The sequence below is a fragment of the Halorubrum sp. B53 genome (assembly GCF_059752395.1).
Genome location: NZ_MWTH01000016.1, coordinates 117,678 through 142,298, shown reverse-complemented (window position 1 = coordinate 142,298; position 24,621 = coordinate 117,678). Strand labels below are relative to the sequence as shown.

Sequence of the window (24,621 nt, the reverse complement as noted above, 5' to 3'; positions counted from 1 at the left end):
GCTGGGGCAGAGAACGCGATGGAGGGGATATGAGGAAGTCGGCCGCGACTCAGTCGTCGGAACTGAGCGTCCATGTCGAGGTGAACTCGTCGACGTCGCCGTCGTACGCCCGCTCGTCTGGGTCCGATGAATCGACGTACGACGCGCCTGACCCGTCCGGGCCGTCGGGCCCGTGGCGCGCGCGGTGGAGCGCGTCGCACACGGCGCCCTGACCGCCCATGTTCACGCTCGCGAGCCGGGATCGCTTCTGGACCACGTCCAGCCGGTCGGCCGGGATCGGGTCGGCCTCCGGCGTCAGGAACAGCGTGTCGTCTGGTTCTTTCACGTGGCCGCTCGTCTCGACGCGGTCGATGTAGTCGGCGACCGGCGCGGCGTCGACGACGACCGACAACCCGTCGAGGTCGACGTGCGCCTCGTCGCCGGCGACGTCGACGTCGGCCCGTTCGAGGGCGACGACCTGTTCGGGGTCGACGCCGGCGTCGATCAGCGCGCCGATCGCCTCGCGCTGCCTCGAGACGCGGGCCTTGTCGGCGATCGCCGCCCGCACCTCCGCCACCCCGCCGTCCGCGTCGGGGAACGTCTCGCCGAAGGCGTCGCGCGCGTTGACGCCCGTCGTGATCTCCGCGCCGTGCATGTGGTCGCACAGCTCGATCCGCGCCTCGCGGACCCAGTCGAGCGCCTCGACCTCGTCGCGGGCGTCGGTCGCCATCATCCACGCGAATGCGGGCGAGCACCACGCCGTCGGGAGCGTGAACCGGACCTCGACGCGGTCGCCGTCGATATCGATCGCGTCGATGTAGTCGAGCTCGACGATGGAGCGGGCGAGCTCGGGGTCCTCGACGCGGTCCAGCCGCTCCCTGACGGCCGCCGTCCCCTGCGGGTCGCCCGTCGGGTCGGCGGGTTCGCTCGTCCGACCGTCGCCGGCGTCGCTCGTCGGGTCCGCGCTGCTCCCCGACATCAGTCCGCCGCGGCCCCCGCGTCGCCGCCGTAGTGGGCCTCGAGGTCGAACCGCTCGGTGATGTCGTCGTCGCGGAACTGACGCTTCTTCTCCTCGATGTCGATGTCGTACAGCTCCGCGGCGTTCTCGCCCATGATCTTCTTCATCGTCTCGACGTCGAGCTCGACCCCGTACTCGTCTCGCTGCTCGTCCGTGAGCTCCGCGTTCATCACCTGGTCGACGAGCCAGTCCGGGTTCCACAGCGCGTAGTCGGAGCCGAAGAGGATCCGGTCCTCGCCGAGCCAGAAGAGGAGCTCGCCCATGATCTCACCGAACTTCCGCTCGCGGTGGGTCGACATCGCGGAGGCGACCGCGAGCCCGCCGTACACGTTCGGCTCCTGGGCGGCGATCCAGCAGAAGTCGTCGAGCCGCGGGAGCCCGACGTGGTTGACGATGAAGTTGAGCTCCGGGAACGACGACGCGGCGTCGTCGACGTCCCTCACGTCGAACGCGTCGCGGTTGAGCGGGCGGATCGTCGGCCCCTTGTGGGCGTTGATGTTCTCGATGCCGAGCTCGGCGCACTTCTCTAAGAACTCGAAGGCGTCGTCGCTGTCGAGCCGCCACCCCTTCGAGTCGCCGCGCCACTCGGCGGTGTACAGCTTCACGCCGGGGATGTCGTACTCCTCCTTGAGGTGTTCGAGGTAGCGTAACCCCTCCTCGCCGTCGCGCGGATCGAAGCTCCCGTTGAGCACGAACCGCTCCGGATACTCCTCGGCGAGCTCGGCGTTCTGCTCGGTCGTGTTGAACCCCTCGTCGTAGAAGTCGTCGAGGTACGTCGGCTGGAAGATCGCCATGTCGGCGGCCGCGTTCCCGAACAGGTCCTCGGTCATCTTGTCGGCGCCGTAGTGTCGGTACGTGTCGATGTCCCACTGCTCCTCCTCGGGCGTGAATCCGGTGTGGTAGTCGTAGAAACACTGGAGGAACTGCTCGCCCCCCTCGTGGATGATGTTCTCTTCCCGAGCGTCCCACATGTGGACGTGACCGTCGATGACGAAGATCTCCTCGCCGTCCTTCTCGTACATACGAATGGGCCTGTGGTTTGGTCACATATAACTATAAGGATCGTTCAGTATTTTTACTATTAGAGAATCGAGTCCCTTCGCGGCGGTCGGCTGGAGCCGGGCGGTTCGTCGATCCATAACGAACGTTTATGATGGGGGGCGAATGTGTGTGTAACACATGCAAGCTGCCAGACTCCACGAGTACACGGACGACATGAGCGAGGGACTGACGATCGACGATGTCGACCGGCCGCACGCGACCGGCGCGAGCGACGTGATCGTCGAGGTAGAGGGCGCGGGCTGGTGTCAGACGGACAATCACATCATCGAGGGGATGTGGACGGAGTACGTCCCGCAGGAGCTGCCCATGACGCTCGGCCACGAGAACGCCGGCACGGTCGTCGAGACGGGCGAGGACGTCGACCTCGTCTCGGAGGGCGACCCGGTGATCTGCCACCCGGTCCAGACCTGCGGTACCTGCCGCCCATGCCGGCTCGGCGAGACGATGTACTGCGAGAACGACGCGTTCAACGGGCTCACCGTCGACGGAGGGTTCGCCGAGTACCTCCACACCAGCGAGCGCTCGGTGATCCCGCTGCCGTCCGGCGTCGAACCGATCGACATCGCGCCGCACGCCGACGCCGGGATCACGGCGTACCACGCCGCCAAGAAGGCGGTCGCCGACCTCAACCCGGGCGACCACGCGGTCGTCATCGGCGTCGGCGGGCTCGGTCACATCGGCCTGCAGTGCCTCGACGCGATGAGCGCGGCCCGGATCACCGCGGTCGACCTGAAGGAGTCCGCCCTCGACCTCGCGGAGGGGTACGGCGCGGACCACCTGATCAACCCGGGCGAGGAGGACGTCGCGGCCGAGATCGAGGGGATCACCGACGGGAACGGCGCCGCGCAGGTCCTCGACTTCGTCGGCGAGGACGTCACCACCGCGTACGCCCCGGACATCACCGCCGCCGGCGGCGACCACCACATCATCGGCTACGGCGGGCACGTCCACGAGCCGGCGCAGGCGCTGGTGAACGGGGAGTTCTCCTTCGTCGGCAACATCGTCGGCCGGTACGCGGAGCTACAGGAGCTGGTCGCGCTCGTCGAGCAGGGCGACGTCGACCTCCACACCAGCCGGTACGACCTCGGCGACGTGAACACGGTCGCGGAGAAGCTCGAACACGGCGAGATCGACGGCCGGGCCGTGATCACGCCCTGAGCGCGGCGTGACCCGTCGCACGTAGCCACGCGGCCGGTGGAAGCGGAGAGGGAGTCAGCCGCCGCTTCTCCGTTCCCCACCCGTTTCGCCTCTGTTCTCCTCCCACACTATTATTCTCGTTGACAGAATATCGGGGCCCATGAACGTTCGTCGCTGGACGCCGTTCACGTTCATCGCGCCCGACCGCTACGTCGACCGCGACGACCGGTGGGACGCCTTCGACCTCGAAGCGTGGTCGGCGTCGGAGTACGACTGGACGCAGGACCGGTGGAACGGGATCAGGGATTTCGCCAAGAAACCGGGCGAGTGCGTCGACGCCGGTCGGGGAGACTGCGAGGACTACGCCCTGGTCGCCCTCTCTTGGGCGTTCGCTCACGACCGCGACGGCCTCGGAATCGGGTTCTGTTGGGACCTCCCCTGGCCCTGGCCTCGGCACGTGATCGCGTTCGACGACGAACGCGTGTACTCGTCGGGCGAGATCCACGAGGGGAGCGTCGAGGAGTGGGAGGCCGACTCGAAGTACGCGTACGTGCTCAAGCGGTCCGTGACGGACCCGGCGTGAGCGACCGTGGGCGGCGACAGCGTGAGCGACCACCGGGCGGAAACAAGGGGAATCGGCGACGATCAGAAGTGCCGCTCGACGATCTTCTCGCCCGTCCGAGCCGCGAGGGCTTGGCCCGTGTTCGTCGGGTTCGCGCCGCCGACCCCGTTCGCGAGGACGGAGTGATCGGCGACGAAGAGCCGGTCGACGTCGTGGGCCTCGCACGCCTCGTCGACGACTTCCCCCATCCGCATCGTGCTGTGGACGTGCAACGCGGTCGGCGGCGAGTCGGAGCGGTGCACGTGGGACGCGCCGGCCTCACGCAGGATGTCGGCGGCGATCCGCGCGAGCTCGTCGCGACGCTGCCGATCGCCCTCGCTGGGCTCGTAGTTGACGATGGGGATCGGTCCGTGTTCGTCGGCGGCCCCGGGAGCGACCGTGACCCCGTTTCGCTGATGGGGGCGGTCGTCGGTCACGACGAGGATCTGTAGCATTCGGCGGTAGTCGGAGAGCAGCCGCTTGAGCTCGGTCCCGGCCAGTCGACCCATCGTGTCCCACGGCTCGCCCGCGGTGTCGTTCTGGAACGCGAACCCCGACGCGCTGGCGCCGAACCCCAAGATCGCACCGATTCCGGGGGCGGTGCCGACGGTCTGGAGCATCCCCACGCCCGGGTAGTCGAAGCGGGCGGCGATGTCCTGCCCCTCGTGCTGGTCGATCGTGTCGCTGCCGATCGTCTCCTCCAGGTCGTCGGGGTCCCACAGCCCCATCACGTTGTCCCCGAAGTGGATCGTCAGCCCGCGACCGACCCACTCGTTGGCCGGGAGGTCGGCGTTGAGCCAGAGCCGCGGCGTCTCGATGGCTCCCGCGGCGAGGACGACGACGTCGGCGTCGACCTGCTCCCGCGATCCGGACCACGTGTCCCGAAACTCCACGCCGATCGCCGTCGGCGTGTCACCGCGGGGCGTCACGGTGATCACGTCCGTGACGAAGGCGTTGGGCCGGATCGTCACGTTCCCGGTGCGCAACGCGGGCGGCACGAAGCTGACGTTGCTCGCCCGCTTGGCCTTCTCCTCGTACGGGGCGCCGCGCGGGTGCGGGTTCCCGGCGATGTCGCCGAGCGCGAGGGTGTCGCCCTCGACGTCCGGATAGGTGAAGTCGCCCTCGTACCCGGCGTCGACGTGGAGCGCCTCGTCGGGCTGTCTGATCGCGTTCGGCTGCGGGCGGTACCCCGGCTCCGTCACGTTCAGGTCCTCGATCAGCTCCCAGCCGGCGTCTGCCGCGCCACGGAAGAACAGCTCCTCCTTGGCGGTGACGGGGGCTGGCGTCACGTCGCACATCTCCTCGACCTCTTGGTAGTAGGGGATCAGGTCGGCGTACTCGATCGGCCAGTGCCCCTGCTCGTCGATCGACGCCGGATAGGCGCGCGGATGACACCCGGTGTAGTGGAGCGTGGTCCCGCCGACGCCCGCGCACTGTAAGATCGCCCCGTCGCCCGGGAACTTCCGGAACCAGAACCCCCGCTCGTGGTCGGCCGGCCCGAAGACGAGCTTGGTGATCATCTCGAACTCGCGGGTGGTGAACTGCTCGTCGAGCAGGTCGCCGCTCAGGTCCTCGGCGCTCGACGAGGCCTCGCCGCCCGGGTCCTCGTTGGGGCGCGGCCACTGCTCGTTCCCGTAGAACGGGCCGGCCTCGAGGACGAGCACGGAGAGGCCCGCCTCCGCGAGCTTCCACGCCGTAACCGGTCCGTCGCCTCCCGCTCCGACCACGACCGCGTCGTAGCTGTCTCGGACCATCGCCGCTCACCCCGACTCCACGGGGAACGGTTCCCCGTAGTCGCTCGTGTCGTAGTCGTTCTCACGGAACGCGCCCGACTCCCGGACGATTCGGACGCCGGCCGTCTCGTCGACGGTCGCCCACGTGTCCCCGTCACCCAACGGGCTCTCCGCCGTCCCGACGTAGCCGCGGAGCGCGGCGTACCCGTTCGCGAACCCGGGGAACCCGGTCTGTCGCCAGCTCTGGACCGCGGACCGGTCGTTCGGGTGGACGCGTCGGCTCGGCGGCTGGGTGAACTCGTCGTACCCCTGCCACTCGCTGTAGTAGATCATCTCCATGAACCCGATGACCAGCTGCCCAACGAGGCCGGCGTCCAGCTCGAGCAGATCGTCGTCGGTCGGCGAGAACTCGACGTCGAACTCGTCGACGATGGCGATGGCGCGCAGCCGGTCGCGCCGCGAGAGCTTCGCGAACGGGCCGACCACGTCCTCGACGACCGTCGGCGACGGGTCGTCCGGGCCGAGCAGCGACAGCGCCCGATCGACGTCGGGATCGCGCTCGTTGTCCCCGCGCTCCAGAAGCGTCAGCGCCGCCGAGTCGAGGAGGTGGGCGATCGGGTCCGCGATCGGGATGTTCCCCTGCGGCCCGAGGTGTGGGAGTCCGAGCTGGAACCCGTCGTCGACGTAGGTGACGGCGAACTCGTCGAGCTCGACCGCCAGGCCACCGGGGACGTGTTCGGGCCCGATCTCCCCCGCGAGTCCCGGTGTCTCGGGGACGACCGCGTCCGCGATCGCCCGGAACGTCACCTTCGTGTGCGGGTCGACGTCTGGACCGATCCCGGCGAACTCGAGGAGCAATCCCCCGGTGGACGCCAAACTTTGCCATGCGACGGCCAGCCACTCCCCTATGCGACTAGTTACCATACCCTGTCGTCGAACGAGTGGGTAAAAAAGATTGTCCCGATGACATCTGTCTCCGTCGACTGCATCGGTTCCTGATTCGATCTCCGAGGTAGGTCGGCCGTGACGCGATGCAACGACGGAACTACCATCTACAATTAAATAGCTCGATGATATGTCGTAGCGTATGTGGGTGATGATAACTAGCATGGCAAACGGTGGTAGACACACGCACCGGCGACAGCGCGCGACCGCACCGTCTAACACGCCGTAACCGAGCATGATATCGATAAACCTCTGGGACGTCGTCCACGTCCCGTTCGACGTCGTTCGAGACGGCTACCGACAGCTACGGAAGGCGCTGTTCACGCAGCCGCGGCCGTCCGGTGAGTATTTCGTGGTGGACCGGCCCGTCGAAGAGATCGAAGCGGAGCTCGGCGAGTACAGCTTCGCGCCGAACTGGGAGTTCTCGTACCACAAGCGCGGCGAAGTCATGAACCTCGCTCGCGTGGTGCACGAACGCAACACCGCCGACGGAACGACGTACCGCTGGTGGCAGACGCATCTCCGCGGCTGGCGCAACGACGACGGGCAGATCGAGCTCCACGCCCACTGGGAGCTCGAGCCGACCGAAAACGGGAACCCCCACATCGACGGCGTCGGCTTCGACTTCGACCGCGGGATGTCCACGCTGCGGTCGTTTCTCGACGAGGCCGGGATAGAGTACGAGCGGACGACGATCGAGCCGAAGAACGCCGACAGCTGACTACCGACACGCCACGAGCGCCGTCGCGCCGGGGATCACCGGCGGAGCCGCTTCCGGAGCGCGTATCCCACGGCGATCGCCAGTCCCACGCCGACTGCGCCCGTGAGCACGGCGGTCCGGCGAGGCGGTCGGTTCGCCTCCGGCGGCGCCTCGCGCCACGCGGCCTCCCCCGCGTCGACGTACTCCTCGACGGAGTCGTGTGCGACAACGTCGAACTCGACCGTCCCCGCGTGGTCGATCGGGTCGATCAGCGACCGCAACGCGTCGACGAACCGATGGGCGTCCGCTTCGCTCGCCCACTCGTACAGCTCGAGGAACTCGCCCGGCCGCTCGCCCGCCAGCCAGAGCTTGCGGCGGAACCCGGGGAGCCCCGCGAAGAACGGCGTCGCGACGTTCGCGATGGGGTCGAACAGCGCGGTCCGGAACGGGCCTCGGGCCGCCGGATCCGTCACCCGCATCCTGAAGACGAGGACGGCCCCGTCGTCGGAGCCGTTCGAGTCGGCCGAGCGGCGGACCGTCTCTCGGTAGACGACGAACGTGGTCCCGTCGGCCGTTTCGATCGCGTCCTGCAGCCTGCCGTCAGGGAACTCGATGTCGCCCGCGACCAGGTACCGGACGGAGCGTATTGCGGCGCCGCCGAGCGTCGCGCCGTCGCGAAGGTTCATGCGCGGGATATATCAACCGTTCATAATGAATGTTTCCGCGGCCGCGTATGGCCACCGAAGATTTTTACTGCTCGTTTCGAACGACCCGAGTATGGACCGCAGAGCCCTCCTCTCCGCGATCGGTGGGTCCGTCGTCGCGCTGTCAGGGTGCGCCGGCGACGACCCCGCCACGGACTCGGCGGCGAACGGGACCGACGGCGACTCGGCGGGAGCCGACGGCGAGGCGTCGGACGACGGCGACGGGACGGCCGGCTCGCTCGACGTCGAGCTCCGAACGGTGCCGCACGTCGTCACCGCGTACGAGCCGTCGCCGAGCCGCGGGATCGACCCGGAGCACGTCGTTCCCGAGTCCGAGGTCCCGGCCGCGCTGCGCGAGCCGCTCGCCGAGGCGATCGGCGGGCGGTTCGAGACCGACGACCCCGGCGACGACCTGCTGGCCGCAGTCGACGAGTTCCGCGTCTACGACCGGGGCGAGCTCAAGCCGTACGTCGAGCTGGACGGGACGCGCTACGCGTTCGAGCCGGCGCTCCCGACGTTCACCGCGGAGCTCGTCGACGAGGAGGCCGATGGGTACGACGAGGACCGGGTCCTCAGAGAGGCGCGACGGCACGATGACCTCGGCTCGGCGGCGGTCGAGGCGTTCGTCCGCGCGCTGACGGCCTCCGGCACGCACATCCCGCGAGACGAGTACCGCCGGTGTCTGCTCCCGGACGCCGTCGCCGCCTTCCTCGACGAGTACGACTACCTGGAGGACCAGCTGGGCGTCTCCCGGATCCGCACGGCCGTCGAGAACGAGAACCCGCCGTACGCGATCACGGCGCGCGAGCTGACCGAGGCGGCCATGTGGGACCGGCCGGTGGTCGACGAGTCGGCGCTCGACGCGGAGCTGGTGTCGTTCTTCGAGCGGGCGCTGGCGTCGGAACATCGGGCGCCCGCGTTGACGACGCCGGACCGCAGCCAGTACTTCACCGACGACGTGCCGGACGCCCACGAGGAGCTCGCCGCGGAGTACCAGGAGCCGCCGTACTACCGGATCGACGGCACCGTGTACAGCGTCTTCGTCGGCGAGTCGCGGTACGACCGGCTCCCGGTGTCGGTCTCGGTCGCTGCGAGCGAGGGCGCGCCCCGGCGGTTCACGATCAGGGTCGCGCCGGCGCCCGAGAACGCCGACGGCGAGGCCGAGGGCCCCTACACGTTCACGAGCCGGGGAGCGCTGCCGAGCGCCCTCTGGGTGATTCACGGGGGCGAACGGGAGGAGCTGGACGTCGTCGAGACCGAGGGCATCGAGGGGCCGCCGCCCAGCCGCAGCGACGGCGAGGCGCTGGAGTCGCTCACCGCGGGCGACGAGATGGCCGCGACGTACTCGGTGCCAGAAGGGCTCCCCGCGGGGGAGTACGTGAGCCGGGGGCTGTTCGGGGTCTCCTGGAACGTCCCGGGTCAGACGCCAGGGGAGCACGGGGCGTACCCGTTCGAGCTGGAGATCGCGGTCGAGTGAGCCGAGGCGGCGCGGACGCCGAGCGAGGTCGCCGAAGCGGTCGGCGGGTGTGACGGCGTCGCGGGGGAGACTCAAGCCGGCGTTTCACCCAGGGGAAACGTTTTACTTCGCTTTCACGACGTGCGGGTATGGACGACGTTCCCCGGTCCGAGTCGAGGCCCTCCTCTCCGCGACGGTGGGCGCTGATCGCCGGCGTCTACGCGTTCGGCTGTGCCACCGTCACGGCGTTCGCGCTCTCCGACATGCTCGGCCTCTTCGCGGAGGTGATCGGCCTCCCGCCCGCGTTCGCGATGCCGCTCCTCGCGACGCCGGCGCTCGTCGCCGGCGCGGGGCTCTGGTGGGCGCTCGTCGAGCGGCCGGGGACCGTCACGTACCCCCGCGGCGCCGCGTTCGGGCTGCTCACCGCGCTCGTCACCGGCGCCCTCTGGACGGCCCGGTTCGTGCTCGTCTGGGGGCCGGAGATGCTCACGGCCGGCCCCGTGCCGCTGCTCGTCGGGTTCGTGCTCGGCATGGTCGCCGTCGCGGGCGTCCTCGTCGGCCTCCCGATCGCGTACGTCCGCCGACGGAGCCGAGACCGGTCGGCGGCCGCCGCGACCGCTAACTCCTTGTGACCGGCGCACACACCGATCGCCCATGGACGAGAACGGCGCCGACGCCGCCGGCTCCACCGATTCGCCTGCCGACCCGTCCGACGCCGCGACCGACCCGCTCGCGGACGCGGACGTCTACCGCGTGCTCGGGCCGGACGGCAGCCCCCTGCCGGACGCGACGGTCCCGGACCTGTCGGACGAGCGGTTCCGCGAGATCTACCGCGACCTGGTGGTCACCCGCCGGTTCGACGAGCGCGCGGTCAGCCTCCAGCGACAGGGGCGGATCGGGACGTACGCGCCCTGCGCGGGACAGGAGGGGTCGGCGGTCGGGTCGACCCACGCGCTCGCCGAGGACGACCTGATCAGCTACCAGTACCGCGAGCACGGCGCGGTCGTCGTTCGCGACCTGCTCTCGGAGTACCTCCCCTACTGGATGGGTCACGAGTCGGGGACCGAGGCGATCGCCGACGGCAACGTGTTCCCGCTGAACATCGGGATCGCGGCGCACCTCCCCCACGCGGTCGGCGCGGCGTGGGCGTTCGACTACCGGGACGAGGACCGGGTCGCCGTCACGCACTTCGGCGACGGCGCGACCAGCGAGGGCGACTTCCACGAGGCGATGAACTTCGCGGGCGTCTTCGACACGCCGACGCTGTTCTGCTGTCACAACAACGGCTGGGCGATCTCGATCCCGCAGTCCCGCCAGACCGCGAGCGACACCTTCGCGCAGAAGGCGACAGCGTACGGCTTCGAGGGCGTCCGCGTCGACGGGATGGACCCGCTGGCGAGCTACGCGGTCACGCGGGAGGCGGCCGAGCGGGCGCGGGGAGGCGAAGACGGTTCCGACGGGGACGACCCGCGCCCGGTCCTCATCGAGTTCGTCGAGTACCGGTTCGGCGCGCACACGACCGCCGACGATCCGACCGCTTACCGCGACCCCGACGACGTGGACCCGTGGCGCTCCCTCGACCCGCTCGACCGGATGGAGGCGTTCCTGCGGGAGACCGGACGGATCGACGACGAGGGCGTCGCGGCGATCCGCGAGGAGGCCGACGACGTCGTCGCCGAGGCGATCGACGTCGCGGAGGCGGTCGAGGCCGACCCGAGCGACATGTTCGACCACGCGTACGACGAGCTCCCGCCCGAGATCCGCCGCCAACGCGAGGAGCTGCTCGCGGCGGTCGACGAGCACGGCGAGGCGTCGTTCCACCGGGAGGAGTAGGGTCCCGTGGCGTGAGGGAGGAGCGGGAAGATGCGGCTCTATTTATAAATGCTCGCCCGCCGCGTCTGCCGCCGCCCGCCCGCTCTCCAGCGCGCCCTGAATCGACGACCACTCCGTGTAGTCGCCGGCGAGGACGACGGGGCCATCGGGGTCGTCGGGCTCGGGGAGGTCGGCGTGGACGCCCGGCGGCTGCGCGAACTGCGCGAACCGGATCCGGTGGACGTCGACGGTCTCCAGTCCGGAGAAGTCGCGGCCGGGGTACCACGCGTCGAGGGCGTCCCGGACGTCGTCGCGGAGGGCGTCCGTCGGGCGGTCGAGGGAGTCCTCGCCGAGGAACGTCGCGGCGAGCAGCGCGCGGTCGTCGGGGCCGTACTCTGGCGCGACCTCCGACATCGGGACCACGGCGTTGGGCGACTCGCCCGCGGCGTTGAGCAGGATCCGCTTCCCGGTCTCGAACGACTCGCCCGCCGGGAGCGCGTACCAGCCGGTGACGTTCGGGACGGCCTCGGTCGGGACCGACTCGACGCCCGTGAGCCGGCGCGCCTCGGGCGGCGTCGCCGCGACCACGACCGCGTCCGCCTCGCGCGTCGAGCCGTCGGCCAGTTCGACGGTCGCGCCCTCGGCGTCGCCGCTCCCGGTCCGGAACGGGACCCGACCCTGGTCCGCGGTCCGGACCGAATCCACGTCCTCGCCCGTCTCGATCGCCACGCCGGCCTCGCGGGCGCGGGCAGCGAGCGACTCGGGGATCGTGCTCATTCCCTCGGCGGGGACGCCGATGGCGCCGCGGCCCATCGCGCGGAAGGTGTACTCGAACACCTGCTTCGAGGTCGAGAGGCTCCGGTCGAGGGTGATGCCGCCGTAGAAGGGCTCGACGAAGTGCTCCACGTAGTCGTCGGCGAACCCCCAGTCGCGCAGGTACTCGCGGATGGAGGCGTCGTCCGGGCCGCCGGAGGAGTCGTCCCGGCCGGCGAAGAAGTCGTCCTCGTCGCGGTTCGAGAGGTCGTACCGGAGCGCGAGCGTCCGGAGCTTGTCCGAGAAGGAGACCTCGTCGTTCAGGAGGGAGGGGATCGCCCCGCGGGGGTCGCGGAGGGGGTCCGAGAGGGTCGAGCGCGATCCCGGCCGGCAGATCGTCGCGCCGGGGGCAAAGCGCCGGACGTCGAGGGCGTCGATGTCGAGCTCGCTCGCGACCGCCGGGTAGCTCGTGAACAGCACCTGGAAGCCGCGGTCGAGGGTGAATCCGTCGACGGTCTCTGTGCGGACGCGCCCGCCGACCTCGGGCCGTCGCTCGTACAGCGTCACGTCCGCGCCCGCCTCGGCGAGCCGGGCCGCCGCGACGAGCCCGGCGAGCCCGCCGCCGATAACGGTGACGTCTCCGTTCATACGTTGCGTATTAGCTTGCGGGTTTATAAGTCGTTGATGACGGATACGTGACCGATTTCTTTGCGGCGAACACCTCCAAAGCCCCAGCCGTGAGGAGCGCGGACGCTCGCTGCGCTCCTCGGTCGCTCACTCCGTTCGCTCCCTGCGGTGCTTGCGTCGCCTCCGCGCTCCTCACGGCTGCCCCTTTGAGTCCCACCCGCACAGCGACCACAACCTCACGCCTCCCCAGCCTCGTCGGTGGTCCTTCGCTTCGCTCCGGACCACCGACTCCCTCGCACGGGCTCCTCGCGCCCGAAGGGCGCTCGGAGGCGCGCGCCACCGCACAGCGAACGCATCATCTCGATCGCTGTCCGTCTCCGAGAGGGAAGCGATTAGTCGCCGCCGCCGCAAGGGTGAGTATGGAGCTGACGGAGACGACGACGGCGTTCCGCGGGCTGGAGAGTCGCGCGTCGGGTCGCGTCCACGAGACGGCCGACCCGACGACCGTGTCGGCCGAGGAGCAGGCCCGGGGGCTCGACCCCGCCTACGACTACGACGCGGTCGACCCGGAGACGCTGCTCGGGGCTCCGCGCGACGGGCCGGCCGGGACGGGGCGGGGCCACTGGCGCTTCGACGCGCTGCTCCCGTTCCCGGCGGAAGCGGCTATCTCGGCGGGCGAGGGCGCCACGCCGCTGGTCCCGACCGACCGGCTCGCGGACGAGCTCGACGTCGACGCGGTGTACGTCAAAGACGAGGGACGGAACCCCACGGGCACCGTGCTCGACCGCGGGCTCTCGGTCGCGCTCACCGCGGTCGCGGCGCGGGCGGACGAGGGACAGGACGTCGAGCCCCTCGCGTGCGCGAGCCCGGGCAACGCCGGGCAGTCGATGGCGGCGTACGCGGGTCGGGCCGACCTGCGCTCGTACGCGTTCGTCCCCTCGCGGTGCGCCTTCTCGAACAAGGCGATGACGAACGTCCACGGCGGCGACATGCGCGTGGTCGGCGGCCGCTTCCCGGACGCCGCCGACGCGGTCGACGAGCAGCTGGAGACCGACTACACCGACCTCGGCGAGTTCGCGACGCCGTACCGCCACGACGGGGTGAAGACGCTCGCGTTCGAGCTGGTCGCCGACCTCGGCGCGGCGCCCGACGTCGTCGTCGTCCCGACCGGGACCGGCGAGGTCGTCGCCGGCGTTTATAAGGGGTTCGCGGAGCTGGCGCGGGTCGGCGCGATCGACGCGGTCCCGAAGGTCGTCGCGGCCCAGGCGGCGGGCTGCGCGCCGATCGCGGCGGCGGTCGAGCGCGGGCTCGACGAGCCGGAGCCGTGGGAGACGCCCGACACGATCTGCGGCGAGCTGGAGATCGCCGACCCCGCGGGCGGCGCGGCCGCGGTCGAGGCGGTGGCGGAGAGCGGCGGGACGGCGGTCGGCGTCGAGGACGAGGACGTGCTCGCGAGCGCGGTCGCCGTCGCCCAGAACGAGGTGATGGAGATGGGCGCCACCGGCGGCGCCGCGCCCGCCGGCGCCTGGGCGCTCAAGGAAGACGGGTTCTTCGACGGAACGGAGACGGTCGTCCTGATCAACAGCGACGCCGGGCTCAAGACGCCGGACGTGCTGCGCAGCCACCTGATGGGCCAAGGCATTTAAATAGCGACCGGCGGCGGTCGCCGCGATCGCGGCGGTCGCGACCTCGGAAGTCGCCGGCGCCACGCGGGGAACCGTTTTTACGTCGGCCCGCGTACGTGCAGATATGTACGTCCGCGACGCCAAGAACCGTGACGAGGCGTGGTTACTGGACGCGATCGAGCGGCTCGGGCTCGACGACGTCGCCTTCCGGTCACGGGACTACGTGATCGCGGTCGACCAGGAGTCGGGCGACCGGGCCGGCTTCGGCCGGCTCCGCCTGCACCGCGGCGACGGGGACGAGGAGAACCGGATCGAACTCACCGGGATCGGCGTGCTCCCCGAGTGGCGCGGCCGCGGCGTCGGCGCGCACGTGGTGGAGCGCCTCGTCGACACCGCGGCCGCGGACGGGTTCGAGACGGTGTACGTGCTCACCGACCAGCCCGAGTACCTCACCCAGTTCGGCTTCGAGGAGGTCGACACCGAGGACCTCCCCCCGGCGCTCTCCGACCGGCTCGACGAGAAGCGCGAGTTCCTCGGCGGCGGCGTCGTCGGCCTGCGGCTCCCGACTGACGAGTTCGACATGCCGGACCGCTTCCGCGAGGCGTTCAAGAAGGCCGAGCCGGCGGACGCCGCGGCGGAGGACACGGAGGAATCGCCGGAGGACTTCGGGATCGACCCCGAGTCGGCCACGTATAAGTACGACACTGGACGGTGAGCCCCGCCGCGGGACTCCGCTCCCGCCGCCCGCGACATCGCCGCCGTGCTCGTGCTCGCCGCCCGCGACCCGACCGCTTAACGCCCCGCCGACCGACGGCCCGGTATGGATCTGATCGAGGCCGCGCGCGACGCGCTCGACGACGCGCACGTCCCGTACTCCGAGTACCGCGTCGGCGCCGCGCTCCGGACCGCCGACGGGACCGTCTACACCGGCTGCAACATCGAGAACGCGAACTACTCCAACAGCCTCCACGCCGAGGAGGTCGCGCTCGCGGAGGCGGTGAAGAACGGCCACCGCGAGTTCGACCGGATCGCCGTCGCCTCCGGCGTCCGCGACGGCGTCACCCCCTGCGGGATGTGCCGGCAGACGCTCGCGGAGTTCGCGGCCGACGACCTCGTCGTCGTCTGCGACGAAGGGGACGGCGAGACGAGCGAGTACACGCTCGGTGAGCTGCTCCCGAACACCATCTCGGAGGGGACGCTCGACGACGCGAGAGGGGTTTGAGTCAGGTCGTCGAGGGGGTTGAGTCAGGTCGTCGAGGACACGGAAGCCCCCCGACAGACAGGCCGCAAGACGGAACTACTTTTAAACGGCTCGCCGAAGGGCGAGGACATGACCGAAGACAGCGAGACCGACGGCGGCGACGGCGGCGCGGGCGACAGCGAGGACCCCAACGCCGAGGCCGGCTACCACGTCGAGGTGGGCCCCGCCGACGTCGCCGACGCCGTGCTCCTCCCCGGTAACCCCGAGCGCGTCGACAAGATCACGGCGCTGTGGGACGAGTACGACGAGGTCGCGCACCACCGCGAGTACCGTACCGCGACCGGCACGTACGACGGTGCGCCCATCTCGGTGACGTCGACGGGGATCGGCTCGCCGTCGGCCGCCATCGCCGTCGAGGAGCTCGCCCGGATCGGCGTCGACACGTTCGTCCGGGTCGGCTCCTGCGGCGCCATTCAGCCGGGGATGGAGGTCGGCGACCTGGTGATCTCCACCGGGGGAGTCCGTCAGGAGGGGACGAGCGACGAGTACGTCCGAGAGGACTACCCGGCCACCGCCGACGGCGAGGTCGTCTCGGCGCTCGTCGCCGCCGCGGAGAGACTGGGATACGACTACCACACCGGCGTGACGATGAGCGCCGACTCCTTCTACGCCGGGCAGGGGCGTCCCGGCTTCGAGGGGTTCGAGGCGGCCGGCTCCGACGAGCTGGTCGCGGAGCTGCGGGACGCGAACGTGAAGAACATCGAGATGGAGGCGTCGGCGATCCTCACGATCGCGAACGTGTACGGGCTCAGAGCGGGGGCGGTCTGCTCGGTGTACGCGAACCGGGTGACCGGCGAGTTCCGGACCGAGGGCGAGTCGCGGGCGGCCGAGACCGCGAGCCTCGCCGTGAAACTCCTCGCGCGCATGGACGAGGTCAAACGGGAGGCGGGCGCCGACCGCTGGCACGCCGGGCTCTCGCTGTAGCGCGCGGCGCGCATCGCCGGCGTCACCGACGTTTCAAAGCGTCTTTATCCGCTCACCGCGCACAGATCGACATGAGTACACAGGTCGTCGTCGTCGGCTCCGGCTACGCCGGGGCAGGGGCGGTGAAGGCGTTCGAAGACGAGGTCGGCGAGGGCGAGGCGGAGCTCACGTGGATCTCCGAACACGACTACCACCTCGTCCTCCACGAGGTCCACCGCGCCATCCGCAACCCCGCCGTCGCGGACAAGATCACCATCCCCGTCGACGAGATCAAGTCGTCCGAGTCCGACTTCGTGCAGGGCCGAGTCGTCGACGTCGACACCGACGAGCGCGTCGTCGAGACGGAGGACGGGACGACCGTCGACTACGACTACCTGCTGCTTGGCGTCGGCTCCACGACCGCCTTCTTCGGCATCGACGGCCTGGAGGAGAACGCCCACCAGCTCAAGGGCCTCGACGACGCGAAGGCGATCCACGAGGACGTGCGGTCGGCCGCGGCCGAGGCGACCCGGTCCGACCCCGTCGAGGTCATCGTCGGCGGCGCCGGGCTCTCCGGCATCCAGACCGCGGGCGAGATCGCGGAGTACCGCGATAAGCACCGCGCTCCCATCGAGATCAAGCTCGTCGAGGGCCTCGACGAGGTCTTCCCGGGGAACGACCCCCAGGTCCAGGGCGCGCTCCGACAGCGGCTGGAGGAGGCCGACGTGGAGATCCTCACGGGCGACTTCATCTCGGAGGCCGACGGGGACGCGGTCTACCTCGGCGGCGGCGAGGAGGAAGAGCCCGAGGAGCTCACTTACGACGTGCTGGTCTGGACCGGCGGCATCACGGGCCAGCCGGAGCTGGCGGACGTCGAGGTCGACAAGGACGAGCGCTCGAACCGCGTCCACGCCGCCTCCGACTTCACCACCAGCGACGACCGCGTGTTCGCCATCGGCGACACCGCCCTCATCGACCAGGGCGACGACGACGTCGCGCCGCCGACCGCGCAGGCCGCCTGGCAGGCCGCCGAGGTCGCCGGCGAGAACCTCGCGCGGGCCGCCCGCGGCGCGCCCATCCAGTCGTGGGAGCACAAGGACAAGGGGACCGTCATCTCGGTCGGCGAGGAGGCGGTCGCCCACGACGTGATGGGGATGCCGATCAAGACGTTCGGCGGCACCCCGGCGAAGCTGCTGAAGAAGTCCATCGCGGTGCGGTGGATCGCGAAGGTCTCCTCGGCAGGACGCGGCGTGAGCGCGTTCGGCGACATGTAGCGTCGGCGAACCCGACACCCGTCACGGCGGCGTTTCTCGTTCGCAGTCGGTCCATTCCGAGTTTGAGAGCGACGGTCTCGAGTCCGGGAGCGACGGTTTCGAATCCGAGAGCGGCGGCTTCGCTCGGGGCGTCGAACTGTCTCGGGAGAGCGTAAAGAGCGGAGCTGCCGGCGAAACAGTCAGTGCTCGGCGGGCTCGTCGGGCGCGCGCATGTCGTCGATCCGGAGGATGAGGATGTTCGCGGTGTCGTCTTTCCCGTCGACGGTCCCGTCGATGACGAGCTTCGAGAGCGGCGTCGGGCCGACGGTAACGGAGTCGCCCTCGTGGAAGTTCCGGACGGAGCCCTGGACGTGGATCTCGGCGCGGCAGAGCTCGGGGTGATGGACGCTGGAGAGGTCGATCCCGTCGACGTTGACCCCCGTTACCTCCTCGCCCTCGTGGTAGATGGGGACGTCGGCGGGCTCGTCCATGCGCTGGATGTCGAGCGCCTCGTAGGCGTTCGAGGTGGGCTTGTAGCCGCCCTTCGGGCCGGGGACGCCCTCGACCAGCTGGAGCGCCTTCAGGCTCTGCATCTGGTTGCGGATCGTGCCGGGGTTGCGGTCGACCTCCTCGGCGATCGCCTCGCCTTTGACGGCGTCTTCCTGTTCCCCGTACAGGTTGATGAGGGCCGTGAGGATGCTTTTCTGACTCGATGTGAGCTCGATCGATGACATGGAGCCGAATAGACGGCGCCACCGCTTAAATGCGGTGGAAGGCCGTTATAAACGATCGTGCAGAATCTCAATATTCGTACCGTCTGCGCAGCCGGAGGTACGCGAACGGGCTGGAGAGCGCGACGACGACGCCGACCCCGATCAGGGCCAGTCCGAGGTCGCTCACGAACAGCGCGACCCCGGCGCCGACGAGACCGATCACCGCCCCGGTGAACGCCACGGCGATCATGGCGCCGATCGGTTCGATGTCGCTGCCGTCGATGTCGGCGGGATCGAACTCGGGCGGCGCGTCGTCCGCCTCGCCATCGGAACCGGTCATGGCGTCCGGTTGGAACGGGGCGACAAAACCGTGTGCGATCGCGCTCGCCGAGTCGCCGCCGCGGGACCCCACCATTCAAGCGTCGGGGCGCCGCGCCTGCTGACATGACCACCGTCAGGATCATCGGCGCGCCGACCGACTACGGGGCGAACCGACGCGGCGTGGACATGGGGCCGTCGGCCATCCGGTACGGCGGGCTCGCCGACCAGCTCGCGAGCGCGAGCGTCGACGTCGTCGACGCGGGCGACCTCGCGGTTCCACGCGCGGAGGAGCGCGACCCGGACGCGGACGCGCCGAGCGCGGGGAAGGCGAAGTTCCTCCGGGAGACGGCCGACGTCTGCCGGCGCCTCGCGGACGAGGTGGGCGGGACGCTCGCCGACGGGGCGGTGCCGCTCGCGCTCGGCGGCGACCACTCCATCGCCATCGGCTCGCTCGCGGGGTCCGCGCGCGACGCGGACATCGGCGCGGTGTGGTTCGACGCCCACGCCGACCTCAACACGCCCTCGACGACGCCCTCCGGAAACGTCCACGGGATGCCGCTCGCGGCCGCGCTCGGCTTCGACGAGTTCGCGGGCTCCGAGTGGGCGAACGCGCCCGGGCTCTCCCCGGAGAACGTCGCCCTGGTCGGGCTCCGCTCCGTCGACGCGGCGGAGGTGGAGGTCATCCGCGACCGCGGCTTCGCGGCGTACACGATGTCCGACATCGACGAGCGCGGGATCACCGACGTCACCGAGGAGGCGATGGCGACCGCGGGCGAGGGCGTCGACGGGGTCCACGTCAGCCTCGACCTCGACTGGCTCGACCCCAAGGAGGCGCCCGGCGTCGGGACGCCGGTCCGCGGCGGGGTCACCTACCGGGAGGCCCACAGCGCGATGGAGATCGTCGACGAGGCCGACTCCCTCCGGTCGATGGAGCTCGTCGAGGTGAACCCGACGCTCGACCAGCACAACGAGACCGCCGAGCTCGCGACGGAGCTGGCGGCGAGCGCGTTCGGAAAGCGCGTGCTGTAGGTCGGCCGGTCGGCGGGACCGGCAGGAAGGAATCGCCTAGACGCCGCGGTCCAGCTCGTCGACGACGCGCTGGAGGTCGGCCTCGTGCTCGATCTCCCGTTTGATCTCCTCGCGGCGCCGGACGGCCGCGGAGTCGGCCTCGTACGCGCGGACGAACTCGGCCCGGGTGTGCTCGTCGAACGCGTGCCGGATCGCGAAGTAGCCGTCCGGGACGATCGTGCCGCACACCTTGCACTCGTGGCGCTGGTGTTCGTCGGTCTGGTGGACGATAGCCGACTCTACGTCGTCGAAGGCGGCGTCGCAGTCGCCGATTCCGCACGTCCAGCGGGGCATGTCTTCCCGTCGCTCCCGCGGGGGATTAACCGTTTCCCCCGCGAGTCCACTCCGTCACTCCCTTCGGTCGTTCACTCGTTCCCTCGCTTGCCCCCACTCGCTTCGCTCATGGGGACCCCGCGAGTCCGCGTTCCCCTCGCCGTCCTTCAGGTGTCAACTGCGAGTATCGGGGCGTGTCTCTCGCGTTCGCTCGGTCCCGCTACGTGTCGCCGGCCCAACGCAACACCTCGCTTCGGCGGTCGAGCAGCGTCCCGAGGTGGTCGGTCTCGGCGGTGACGAGGGTCGCGTCGCTATCGGTCGCGAGGTCCCGGACGCCCGACAGCGGCGCGTTCTCGTCGCGGGTCCCGTGCCACGCGCGGACGGCGGCCGACGGCCGACCGATCCCCGGCCACTCGCTCCCGAACCACCGGTTCTCTCGGGCGACCGCCCGCGCTCCCCGCCGCAGGGCCTCGTGAAAGTCGGCGGCGACCGCCTGCGAGACCGCCGCCGACACCTCCCGGTCGGTGTACTGACCGACGACCGCGTCCGGGCCGGCGACCGACGCGTAGGCGCTCGACAGCCGGAAGAGGACGCGGACGGCGAGGGGGATCCGGGACAGCCGCACGAGGCCGACGTCGGCCGGCGGAACGACCGCGCTGACCAGTCCGACGCGGCGCACGCGGTCGTTCGCTCCGGCCGCGAGCGCGAAGGGGCCGCCGCCGGAGAACCCCACGACACCGGCCTGGTCGACCGATTCGGCGTCCAGAAGCGCCGCGAGATCGCCCCGCCAGTCGCGCCAGCTCCGGTCTTCCGACGGGGGCGACGAGCGGCCGTACCCCGGTCGGTCCGGAACCACGAGCCGAACGCCCGCCTCGGCGGCCGCGTCGGCGAGGAGCGACGCGAACAGCCGGGAGCCCGGAGTCCCGTGGTGTGCGACGACCGGCGTCCCGTCCTCGTCCCCGGCGACGGCGTAAGCGAGCGTCCGGCCGTCCGAGAGCGGACACGTCTCCGTCGACGGCGCGGCGCGCTGCGATCCGTGAGACTTCGCTTGCATGTCTCGGCCTTCCGCTCCGCCCGGAATAACTAGTCGGAAGCCCCAAATCGATCTTTTAGTCACCGCCGATTCCGCTCGCCCCACGCGCTCCGGCTGACACCGGTGTTACCAGAAGCTCATGAGGAACGGGCACGTGGATCACCGTATGTCGACACCCGAGGTCACGGCGGAGCGGCCGGACAGCGTGCTGCACGCGACCGGCTGGGACCACGTCACCCTGATCGGGAGCAACGCCGACGACACGGTCGCCTTCTCCCGCGACGTCCTCGGGCTGCCCCTCGTCGTCAGGCAGCCCAACCTCGACCGCGAGGCGGTCGAACACCTCTTCTTCGACGCGGGCGACGGGCGGTTGGTCACCTTCTTCGTCGACGAGTCGCGGGACTCCGCGGAGACGCAGAACCCGGGGATCGGTGGGGTCCACCACCTCGCGTTCGGCGTCGAGCCAGAGGGGCTCCCGACGATCCGCGAGCGCCTGCTCGACGCCGGCCACAAGGTGAGCGAGTTCGACCGCGGCGCCTTCCACTCGCTGTACACCCACGACCACAACGGGCTCGTGATCGAGCTCGCCGCCGACAAGTTCGACCTCCCGGACGACCGGAGGGGCGAGGTGCTCGCCCACGCGCAGGCGGCCCGCGTCGCCGCCGGCGACGAGTACGTCGCGACCGAACACTTGGAGGCCGCCCTCGAGGAGCTCGGGCTCCCGGTGGAGCGGTACGACCTCCCCGACGCCCCGACCGGGCGGGATTTCTGAGGGTGCCGTGAGCCGCAGATCGGATGTTCTCGACGTTCTCGCGTGCGACGAGGGCGACCTCCGGGGCGCGCTTCGGGCCCTCCTCGCCGGTCACCGGGCGGCGCTCGGTGACGGCCCGGAAGACGGCGTCGAACGGGCCGCCGCCGCAGAGCGTCTTCGACTCGACCCCCATCGACTCCCGCGCTCGCCCTCGGCGGCCGCCCCGCCCGCCGCGGTGACCGACTCCGACGACCTCACCGACCGGGACCGACGCCTGATCGAGCGCGTTCGGCTCCTCGACGACGCGCCGCTGGGGGTCACGCTCTGCGGGCCGGCGTACCGCGACACCCCGATCCTGTACGCGAACCGGACGTTCCGCGACCGCACCGGCTACTCGCTCGCGGAGCTTCGCGGCCGCAACCCGCGACTGCTGCAGGGACCGAAGACGGGCGACGCCGCGGTCGACGCCCTCCGCGAGGCGGTGTCGATCTGGGAGCCGGTGACGGTGGAGGTGTGGAACCACCGGCGCGACGGGACTCCGTTTTTAAATCGCGTCTCGCTTCGGCCGCTGCCCGGCGACGACGGGACGATCACGCACTGGGCCGCCGTGCAGGATGCAGTCGAACGGCCGAACGACAGGGGGTGATCCCCGCCTTCACCGCAGCGTCGACGTCGGCACCACGGACGGGAGCACGCCGTCGCCGGCGGCGTCCTCGATCACGGCCTCGGCGACGTGCTCGCCGCTGAGCAGGCACATCGGCATCCCGATCCCGGGGTTCGTGTACGCGCCGACGTAGTAGAGCCCGTCGACGCCCGGCGCCCGGTGCGCCGGCCGGAGCGGCCCGGTCTGCCCGAGCGTGTGCGAGAGCGCGAGCGCGGTGCCCCGCGGGGCGTTGAACCGCTCGCGGAAGTCGGAGACTGACGCGGTCTCCTCGAAGACGATCCGGTCGCGGAAGTCGACGCCGGCGTGCTCGGCCAGGTCGTCGAGCACCAGGTCGCGGAAGCGCTCGCGGGTCTCGGGGTCGTCGTCGAGTCCGGGGGCCAGCGGAACGAGGACGAACACGGCCTCGTGATCCTCGGGTGCCGCCTCCGAGTCCGTCTTCGAGGGGACGTGGACGTAGTACGCCGGGTCCTCGGGCCACGCCGGGTCGTCGAAGATCCGCTCGAAGTGGGGCCGCCAGTCGGTCGGTAACACGAGCGCGTGGTGGTCGAGGTCGACGTCGCCCTCGACGCCGAAGTACATGAGGAACGCGGAGGGAGCGTACGTCCGCGACTCCCAGTACGCCTCCCGGCGCGCGTACTCGTCGGGGAGGAGGTCGCGCTCGACGTGGGGCGGCGCCGCGTTCGCGACGACGCGGTCGAACCGCGCGTTCGCCCCCCCGGCGCCCACCTCGAACTTCGGCCCCGCCGCCGCGACCGAGGGCTCGATCGCGGTCACCGGCGTCCCCGTGCGGATCTCGGCGCCGAGGTCGGTCGCGAGCGCCGCCATCCCGTCGACGACGCTCGCGATGCCCCCGGTCGGATGGTAGACGCCGAGGTTCATGTCGACGTGACTCATCAGCGTGTAGATCGCCGGCGTGTTGTACGGGGACCCGCCGAGGAAGACCAGCTTGTACTCCGCGATCTGCCGCAGCTTCTCGTGGTCGAAGTAGTCGCCGACGTAGTCGTCCATCGTCCGGAGCTTCGGGAGCGCGCGCCCCGACCGCAACACGTCCGCGTCGACCATGTCGCGGAGCCGCGAGCGGCTCGGGTAGACGAACCGGTCCATCCCGAGCTCGTACGCCTCCGCGGCGTCGTCGAGGTACGCGTCGAGCCGGTCGCCGGCGCCCGATTCGTACGACTCGAACAGCGCCTTCTGCCCCTCTCGGTCGGCCGGCATCGTCGCGCGGTCGCCGTCCTTCCAGACGACCTCGTAGAGGGGGTCGAGCTCGGTCAGCTCGTAGAACTCGTCGGTCGACCGCCCGAACTGCTCGAAGAAGCGGTCGAACACCTCCGGCATGAGGTACCACGAGGGGCCGGTGTCGATCCGGAAGCCGTCGCGCTCGATCCGGCCGGCGTACCCCCCCGGATGCTCGTTGCGCTCGAACACCGTCACGTCCGCGCCGGCGTCGGCGAGGTACGCGGCCGCGGAGAGGCCGCCGAACCCGGCGCCGACGACCGCGATATCCGCTCCGGCGAGGCGCTCGTCGTCGCGTGAGCGAGGGCTCATCGGGCGTTTCTACGGGCTATATCGGATTCACTCCCCGGCCATACTATGTGGGGATTTTACCTCCGCCCTGAGCCGTTGCCCTCGCTCGCGGTCGACCGATCTCACGCCCCGTCCTCCCGCGGCGCTCGATCCTGCAACCGCCGCGCGGCCAGCGCGAAGAGCCCGGTTCCGACCAGGTAGAGCCGCCAGCCGGCGTTCGCGACCGGGAAGATCCGCTCGACCGGCTCGTCGGTCACCTCGTCGGGGTCGCGCGGCTCGACGGGGTTGTTGACGTGGACGGTCTCCGTGGTGCCGCCCCCGCCGGCATCCACCGTCCGGCTCCCGGTCTCCGGGTCGACCCGCAGGTCGACGAACGTCTGGACGACCCCGTCCGCGGTCGACAGCAGGACCTCCCCGTCGAGGACGTAGAAGCGGTCCCGCAGCGGCCAGAAGACGTTCACCCCCTCGAGGTGGACCCAGTCGAGCGGGACGTGCGCGAAGACGTGGACGAACAGCCCGACCCACGCGACCGCGATCCACCGGTCGGCGAGGCGCTCGCGGAGCGCGGACCGCTCGCGGAGGCGGGTGTCGTAGTAGAGCAGCGCCGCCGCCGCCGCGGGCAACACGAGGTTGTGTCCGACCGTCCGATGCGCTCCGGGCATAACGAATCCGAGGACGCTGTCCGCCTCGGGGATCACGACGATC

The 24,621-nt window shown here is 70.6% G+C and carries 26 protein-coding genes; 14 read left to right on the top strand and 12 right to left on the bottom strand.

From position 1 onward, the window contains the following. Window positions 1-49: 49 nt before the first annotated feature. Together B4V06_RS17135 and B4V06_RS17130 are read right to left on the bottom strand one after the other, a co-directional pair. A complete protein-coding gene (locus B4V06_RS17135) occupies window positions 50-958 on the bottom strand; it encodes a metal-sulfur cluster assembly factor (protein WP_498170758.1) in 909 nt (302 codons plus the stop codon). Further along, window positions 958-2,019, bottom strand: coding sequence for an amidohydrolase family protein (locus B4V06_RS17130; protein WP_498170757.1), 1,062 nt, complete (start codon window positions 2,017-2,019; stop codon window positions 958-960). The genes B4V06_RS17135 and B4V06_RS17130 overlap by 1 nt, the downstream gene beginning before the upstream one ends. 157 nt (window positions 2,020-2,176) lie before the next feature. Between B4V06_RS17130 and B4V06_RS17125 the strand changes: the two genes are divergently transcribed. Both B4V06_RS17125 and B4V06_RS17120 read left to right on the top strand, forming a co-directional pair. Continuing rightward, entirely contained in the window at window positions 2,177-3,217 is a 1,041-nt protein-coding gene (locus B4V06_RS17125; RefSeq protein ID WP_498170755.1) for an NAD(P)-dependent alcohol dehydrogenase, read from the top strand. A 139-nt stretch (window positions 3,218-3,356) separates the two neighbouring features. Further along, the gene (locus B4V06_RS17120; RefSeq protein ID WP_123114340.1) at window positions 3,357-3,779 is read left to right on the top strand and encodes a hypothetical protein; all 423 of its coding nucleotides are present in this window, start codon (window positions 3,357-3,359) and stop codon (window positions 3,777-3,779) included. A gap of 62 nt (window positions 3,780-3,841) precedes the next feature. Here B4V06_RS17120 and B4V06_RS17115 read toward each other — a convergent pair whose 3' ends face one another. Both B4V06_RS17115 and B4V06_RS17110 read right to left on the bottom strand, forming a co-directional pair. Next, window positions 3,842-5,551, bottom strand: a complete 1,710-nt coding sequence (locus B4V06_RS17115) for a GMC oxidoreductase (protein ID WP_123114341.1) — start codon at window positions 5,549-5,551, stop codon at window positions 3,842-3,844. 6 nt (window positions 5,552-5,557) lie between these two features. After that, window positions 5,558-6,454, bottom strand: coding sequence for a hypothetical protein (locus B4V06_RS17110; RefSeq protein ID WP_498170753.1), 897 nt, complete (start codon window positions 6,452-6,454; stop codon window positions 5,558-5,560). A gap of 256 nt (window positions 6,455-6,710) precedes the next feature. Here B4V06_RS17110 and B4V06_RS17105 point away from each other — a divergent pair, with 256 nt between their 5' ends. Continuing rightward, window positions 6,711-7,196 (top strand): hypothetical protein, encoded by a 486-nt coding sequence (locus B4V06_RS17105; RefSeq protein WP_123114343.1) that lies wholly within the window; start codon window positions 6,711-6,713, stop codon window positions 7,194-7,196. A 35-nt stretch (window positions 7,197-7,231) separates the two neighbouring features. Here the strand turns inward: B4V06_RS17105 and B4V06_RS17100 are convergent, their stop codons facing one another. Further along, the gene (locus tag B4V06_RS17100; RefSeq protein WP_123114344.1) at window positions 7,232-7,861 is read right to left on the bottom strand and encodes a hypothetical protein; all 630 of its coding nucleotides are present in this window, start codon (window positions 7,859-7,861) and stop codon (window positions 7,232-7,234) included. A gap of 91 nt (window positions 7,862-7,952) precedes the next feature. Here B4V06_RS17100 and B4V06_RS17095 point away from each other — a divergent pair, with 91 nt between their 5' ends. The 3 genes from B4V06_RS17095 (at window position 7,953) to B4V06_RS17085 (ending at window position 11,168) form a co-directional block, all read left to right on the top strand. Then, window positions 7,953-9,356 carry a hypothetical protein gene (locus B4V06_RS17095; RefSeq protein WP_498170751.1) on the top strand — a complete coding sequence of 468 codons (1,404 nt, stop codon included), beginning with the start codon at window positions 7,953-7,955 and terminating at the stop codon, window positions 9,354-9,356. A gap of 128 nt (window positions 9,357-9,484) precedes the next feature. Then, window positions 9,485-9,967 (top strand): hypothetical protein, encoded by a 483-nt coding sequence (locus B4V06_RS17090; RefSeq protein ID WP_123114346.1) that lies wholly within the window; start codon window positions 9,485-9,487, stop codon window positions 9,965-9,967. A gap of 22 nt (window positions 9,968-9,989) precedes the next feature. Beyond that, window positions 9,990-11,168 (top strand): thiamine pyrophosphate-dependent dehydrogenase E1 component subunit alpha, encoded by a 1,179-nt coding sequence (locus B4V06_RS17085; RefSeq protein WP_123114347.1) that lies wholly within the window; start codon window positions 9,990-9,992, stop codon window positions 11,166-11,168. Between the two features lie 42 nt (window positions 11,169-11,210). Here the strand turns inward: B4V06_RS17085 and B4V06_RS17080 are convergent, their stop codons facing one another. Continuing rightward, window positions 11,211-12,548 (bottom strand): NAD(P)/FAD-dependent oxidoreductase, encoded by a 1,338-nt coding sequence (locus tag B4V06_RS17080; RefSeq protein ID WP_123114348.1) that lies wholly within the window; start codon window positions 12,546-12,548, stop codon window positions 11,211-11,213. Window positions 12,549-12,946: 398 nt separating this feature from the next. Here B4V06_RS17080 and B4V06_RS17075 point away from each other — a divergent pair, with 398 nt between their 5' ends. The 5 genes from B4V06_RS17075 to B4V06_RS17055 all read left to right on the top strand — a co-directional run bounded on the left by B4V06_RS17075 (window position 12,947) and on the right by B4V06_RS17055 (window position 17,590). Next, window positions 12,947-14,173, top strand: coding sequence for a pyridoxal-phosphate dependent enzyme (locus B4V06_RS17075; protein WP_123114349.1), 1,227 nt, complete (start codon window positions 12,947-12,949; stop codon window positions 14,171-14,173). Window positions 14,174-14,276: 103 nt separating this feature from the next. Continuing rightward, a complete protein-coding gene (locus B4V06_RS17070) occupies window positions 14,277-14,867 on the top strand; it encodes a GNAT family N-acetyltransferase (protein ID WP_123114350.1) in 591 nt (196 codons plus the stop codon). Between the two features lie 105 nt (window positions 14,868-14,972). After that, on the top strand, window positions 14,973-15,374 hold the full coding sequence (cdd, locus tag B4V06_RS17065; RefSeq protein ID WP_123114351.1) for a cytidine deaminase: 402 nt from the start codon (window positions 14,973-14,975) through the stop codon (window positions 15,372-15,374). 108 nt (window positions 15,375-15,482) lie between these two features. Then, on the top strand, window positions 15,483-16,337 hold the full coding sequence (locus B4V06_RS17060; RefSeq protein ID WP_123114352.1) for a nucleoside phosphorylase: 855 nt from the start codon (window positions 15,483-15,485) through the stop codon (window positions 16,335-16,337). A 71-nt stretch (window positions 16,338-16,408) separates the two neighbouring features. Beyond that, the gene (locus B4V06_RS17055; RefSeq protein ID WP_123114353.1) at window positions 16,409-17,590 is read left to right on the top strand and encodes an NAD(P)/FAD-dependent oxidoreductase; all 1,182 of its coding nucleotides are present in this window, start codon (window positions 16,409-16,411) and stop codon (window positions 17,588-17,590) included. Between the two features lie 179 nt (window positions 17,591-17,769). On the opposite strand, the gene B4V06_RS17050 is transcribed toward B4V06_RS17055, so the two are convergent. Together B4V06_RS17050 and B4V06_RS17045 are read right to left on the bottom strand one after the other, a co-directional pair. Further along, entirely contained in the window at window positions 17,770-18,303 is a 534-nt protein-coding gene (locus B4V06_RS17050; RefSeq protein ID WP_123114354.1) for an Rrf2 family transcriptional regulator, read from the bottom strand. Between the two features lie 67 nt (window positions 18,304-18,370). Next, a complete protein-coding gene (locus tag B4V06_RS17045) occupies window positions 18,371-18,622 on the bottom strand; it encodes a hypothetical protein (RefSeq protein ID WP_123114941.1) in 252 nt (83 codons plus the stop codon). A gap of 104 nt (window positions 18,623-18,726) precedes the next feature. Between B4V06_RS17045 and rocF the strand changes: the two genes are divergently transcribed. Next, a complete protein-coding gene (gene rocF, locus B4V06_RS17040) occupies window positions 18,727-19,632 on the top strand; it encodes an arginase (RefSeq protein ID WP_123114355.1) in 906 nt (301 codons plus the stop codon). A 36-nt stretch (window positions 19,633-19,668) separates the two neighbouring features. On the opposite strand, the gene B4V06_RS17035 is transcribed toward rocF, so the two are convergent. Together B4V06_RS17035 and B4V06_RS17030 are read right to left on the bottom strand one after the other, a co-directional pair. Further along, window positions 19,669-19,965 (bottom strand): DUF7565 family protein, encoded by a 297-nt coding sequence (locus tag B4V06_RS17035; protein WP_123114356.1) that lies wholly within the window; start codon window positions 19,963-19,965, stop codon window positions 19,669-19,671. Window positions 19,966-20,164: 199 nt separating this feature from the next. Continuing rightward, window positions 20,165-20,998 carry an alpha/beta hydrolase gene (locus B4V06_RS17030; protein ID WP_123114357.1) on the bottom strand — a complete coding sequence of 278 codons (834 nt, stop codon included), beginning with the start codon at window positions 20,996-20,998 and terminating at the stop codon, window positions 20,165-20,167. A 145-nt stretch (window positions 20,999-21,143) separates the two neighbouring features. Between B4V06_RS17030 and B4V06_RS17025 the strand changes: the two genes are divergently transcribed. Then, entirely contained in the window at window positions 21,144-21,749 is a 606-nt protein-coding gene (locus tag B4V06_RS17025; RefSeq protein ID WP_498170748.1) for a VOC family protein, read from the top strand. A gap of 7 nt (window positions 21,750-21,756) precedes the next feature. Then, window positions 21,757-22,374, top strand: a complete 618-nt coding sequence (locus tag B4V06_RS17020; RefSeq protein WP_498170747.1) for a PAS domain-containing protein — start codon at window positions 21,757-21,759, stop codon at window positions 22,372-22,374. A 9-nt stretch (window positions 22,375-22,383) separates the two neighbouring features. Here B4V06_RS17020 and crtID read toward each other — a convergent pair whose 3' ends face one another. Then, entirely contained in the window at window positions 22,384-23,937 is a 1,554-nt protein-coding gene (crtID, locus tag B4V06_RS17015; RefSeq protein ID WP_498170745.1) for a bifunctional phytoene desaturase/3,4-desaturase, read from the bottom strand. Between the two features lie 101 nt (window positions 23,938-24,038). After that, the coding region (locus tag B4V06_RS17010) for a metal-dependent hydrolase (RefSeq protein WP_498170743.1) at window positions 24,039-24,621 on the bottom strand (583 nt) is incomplete at its 5' end.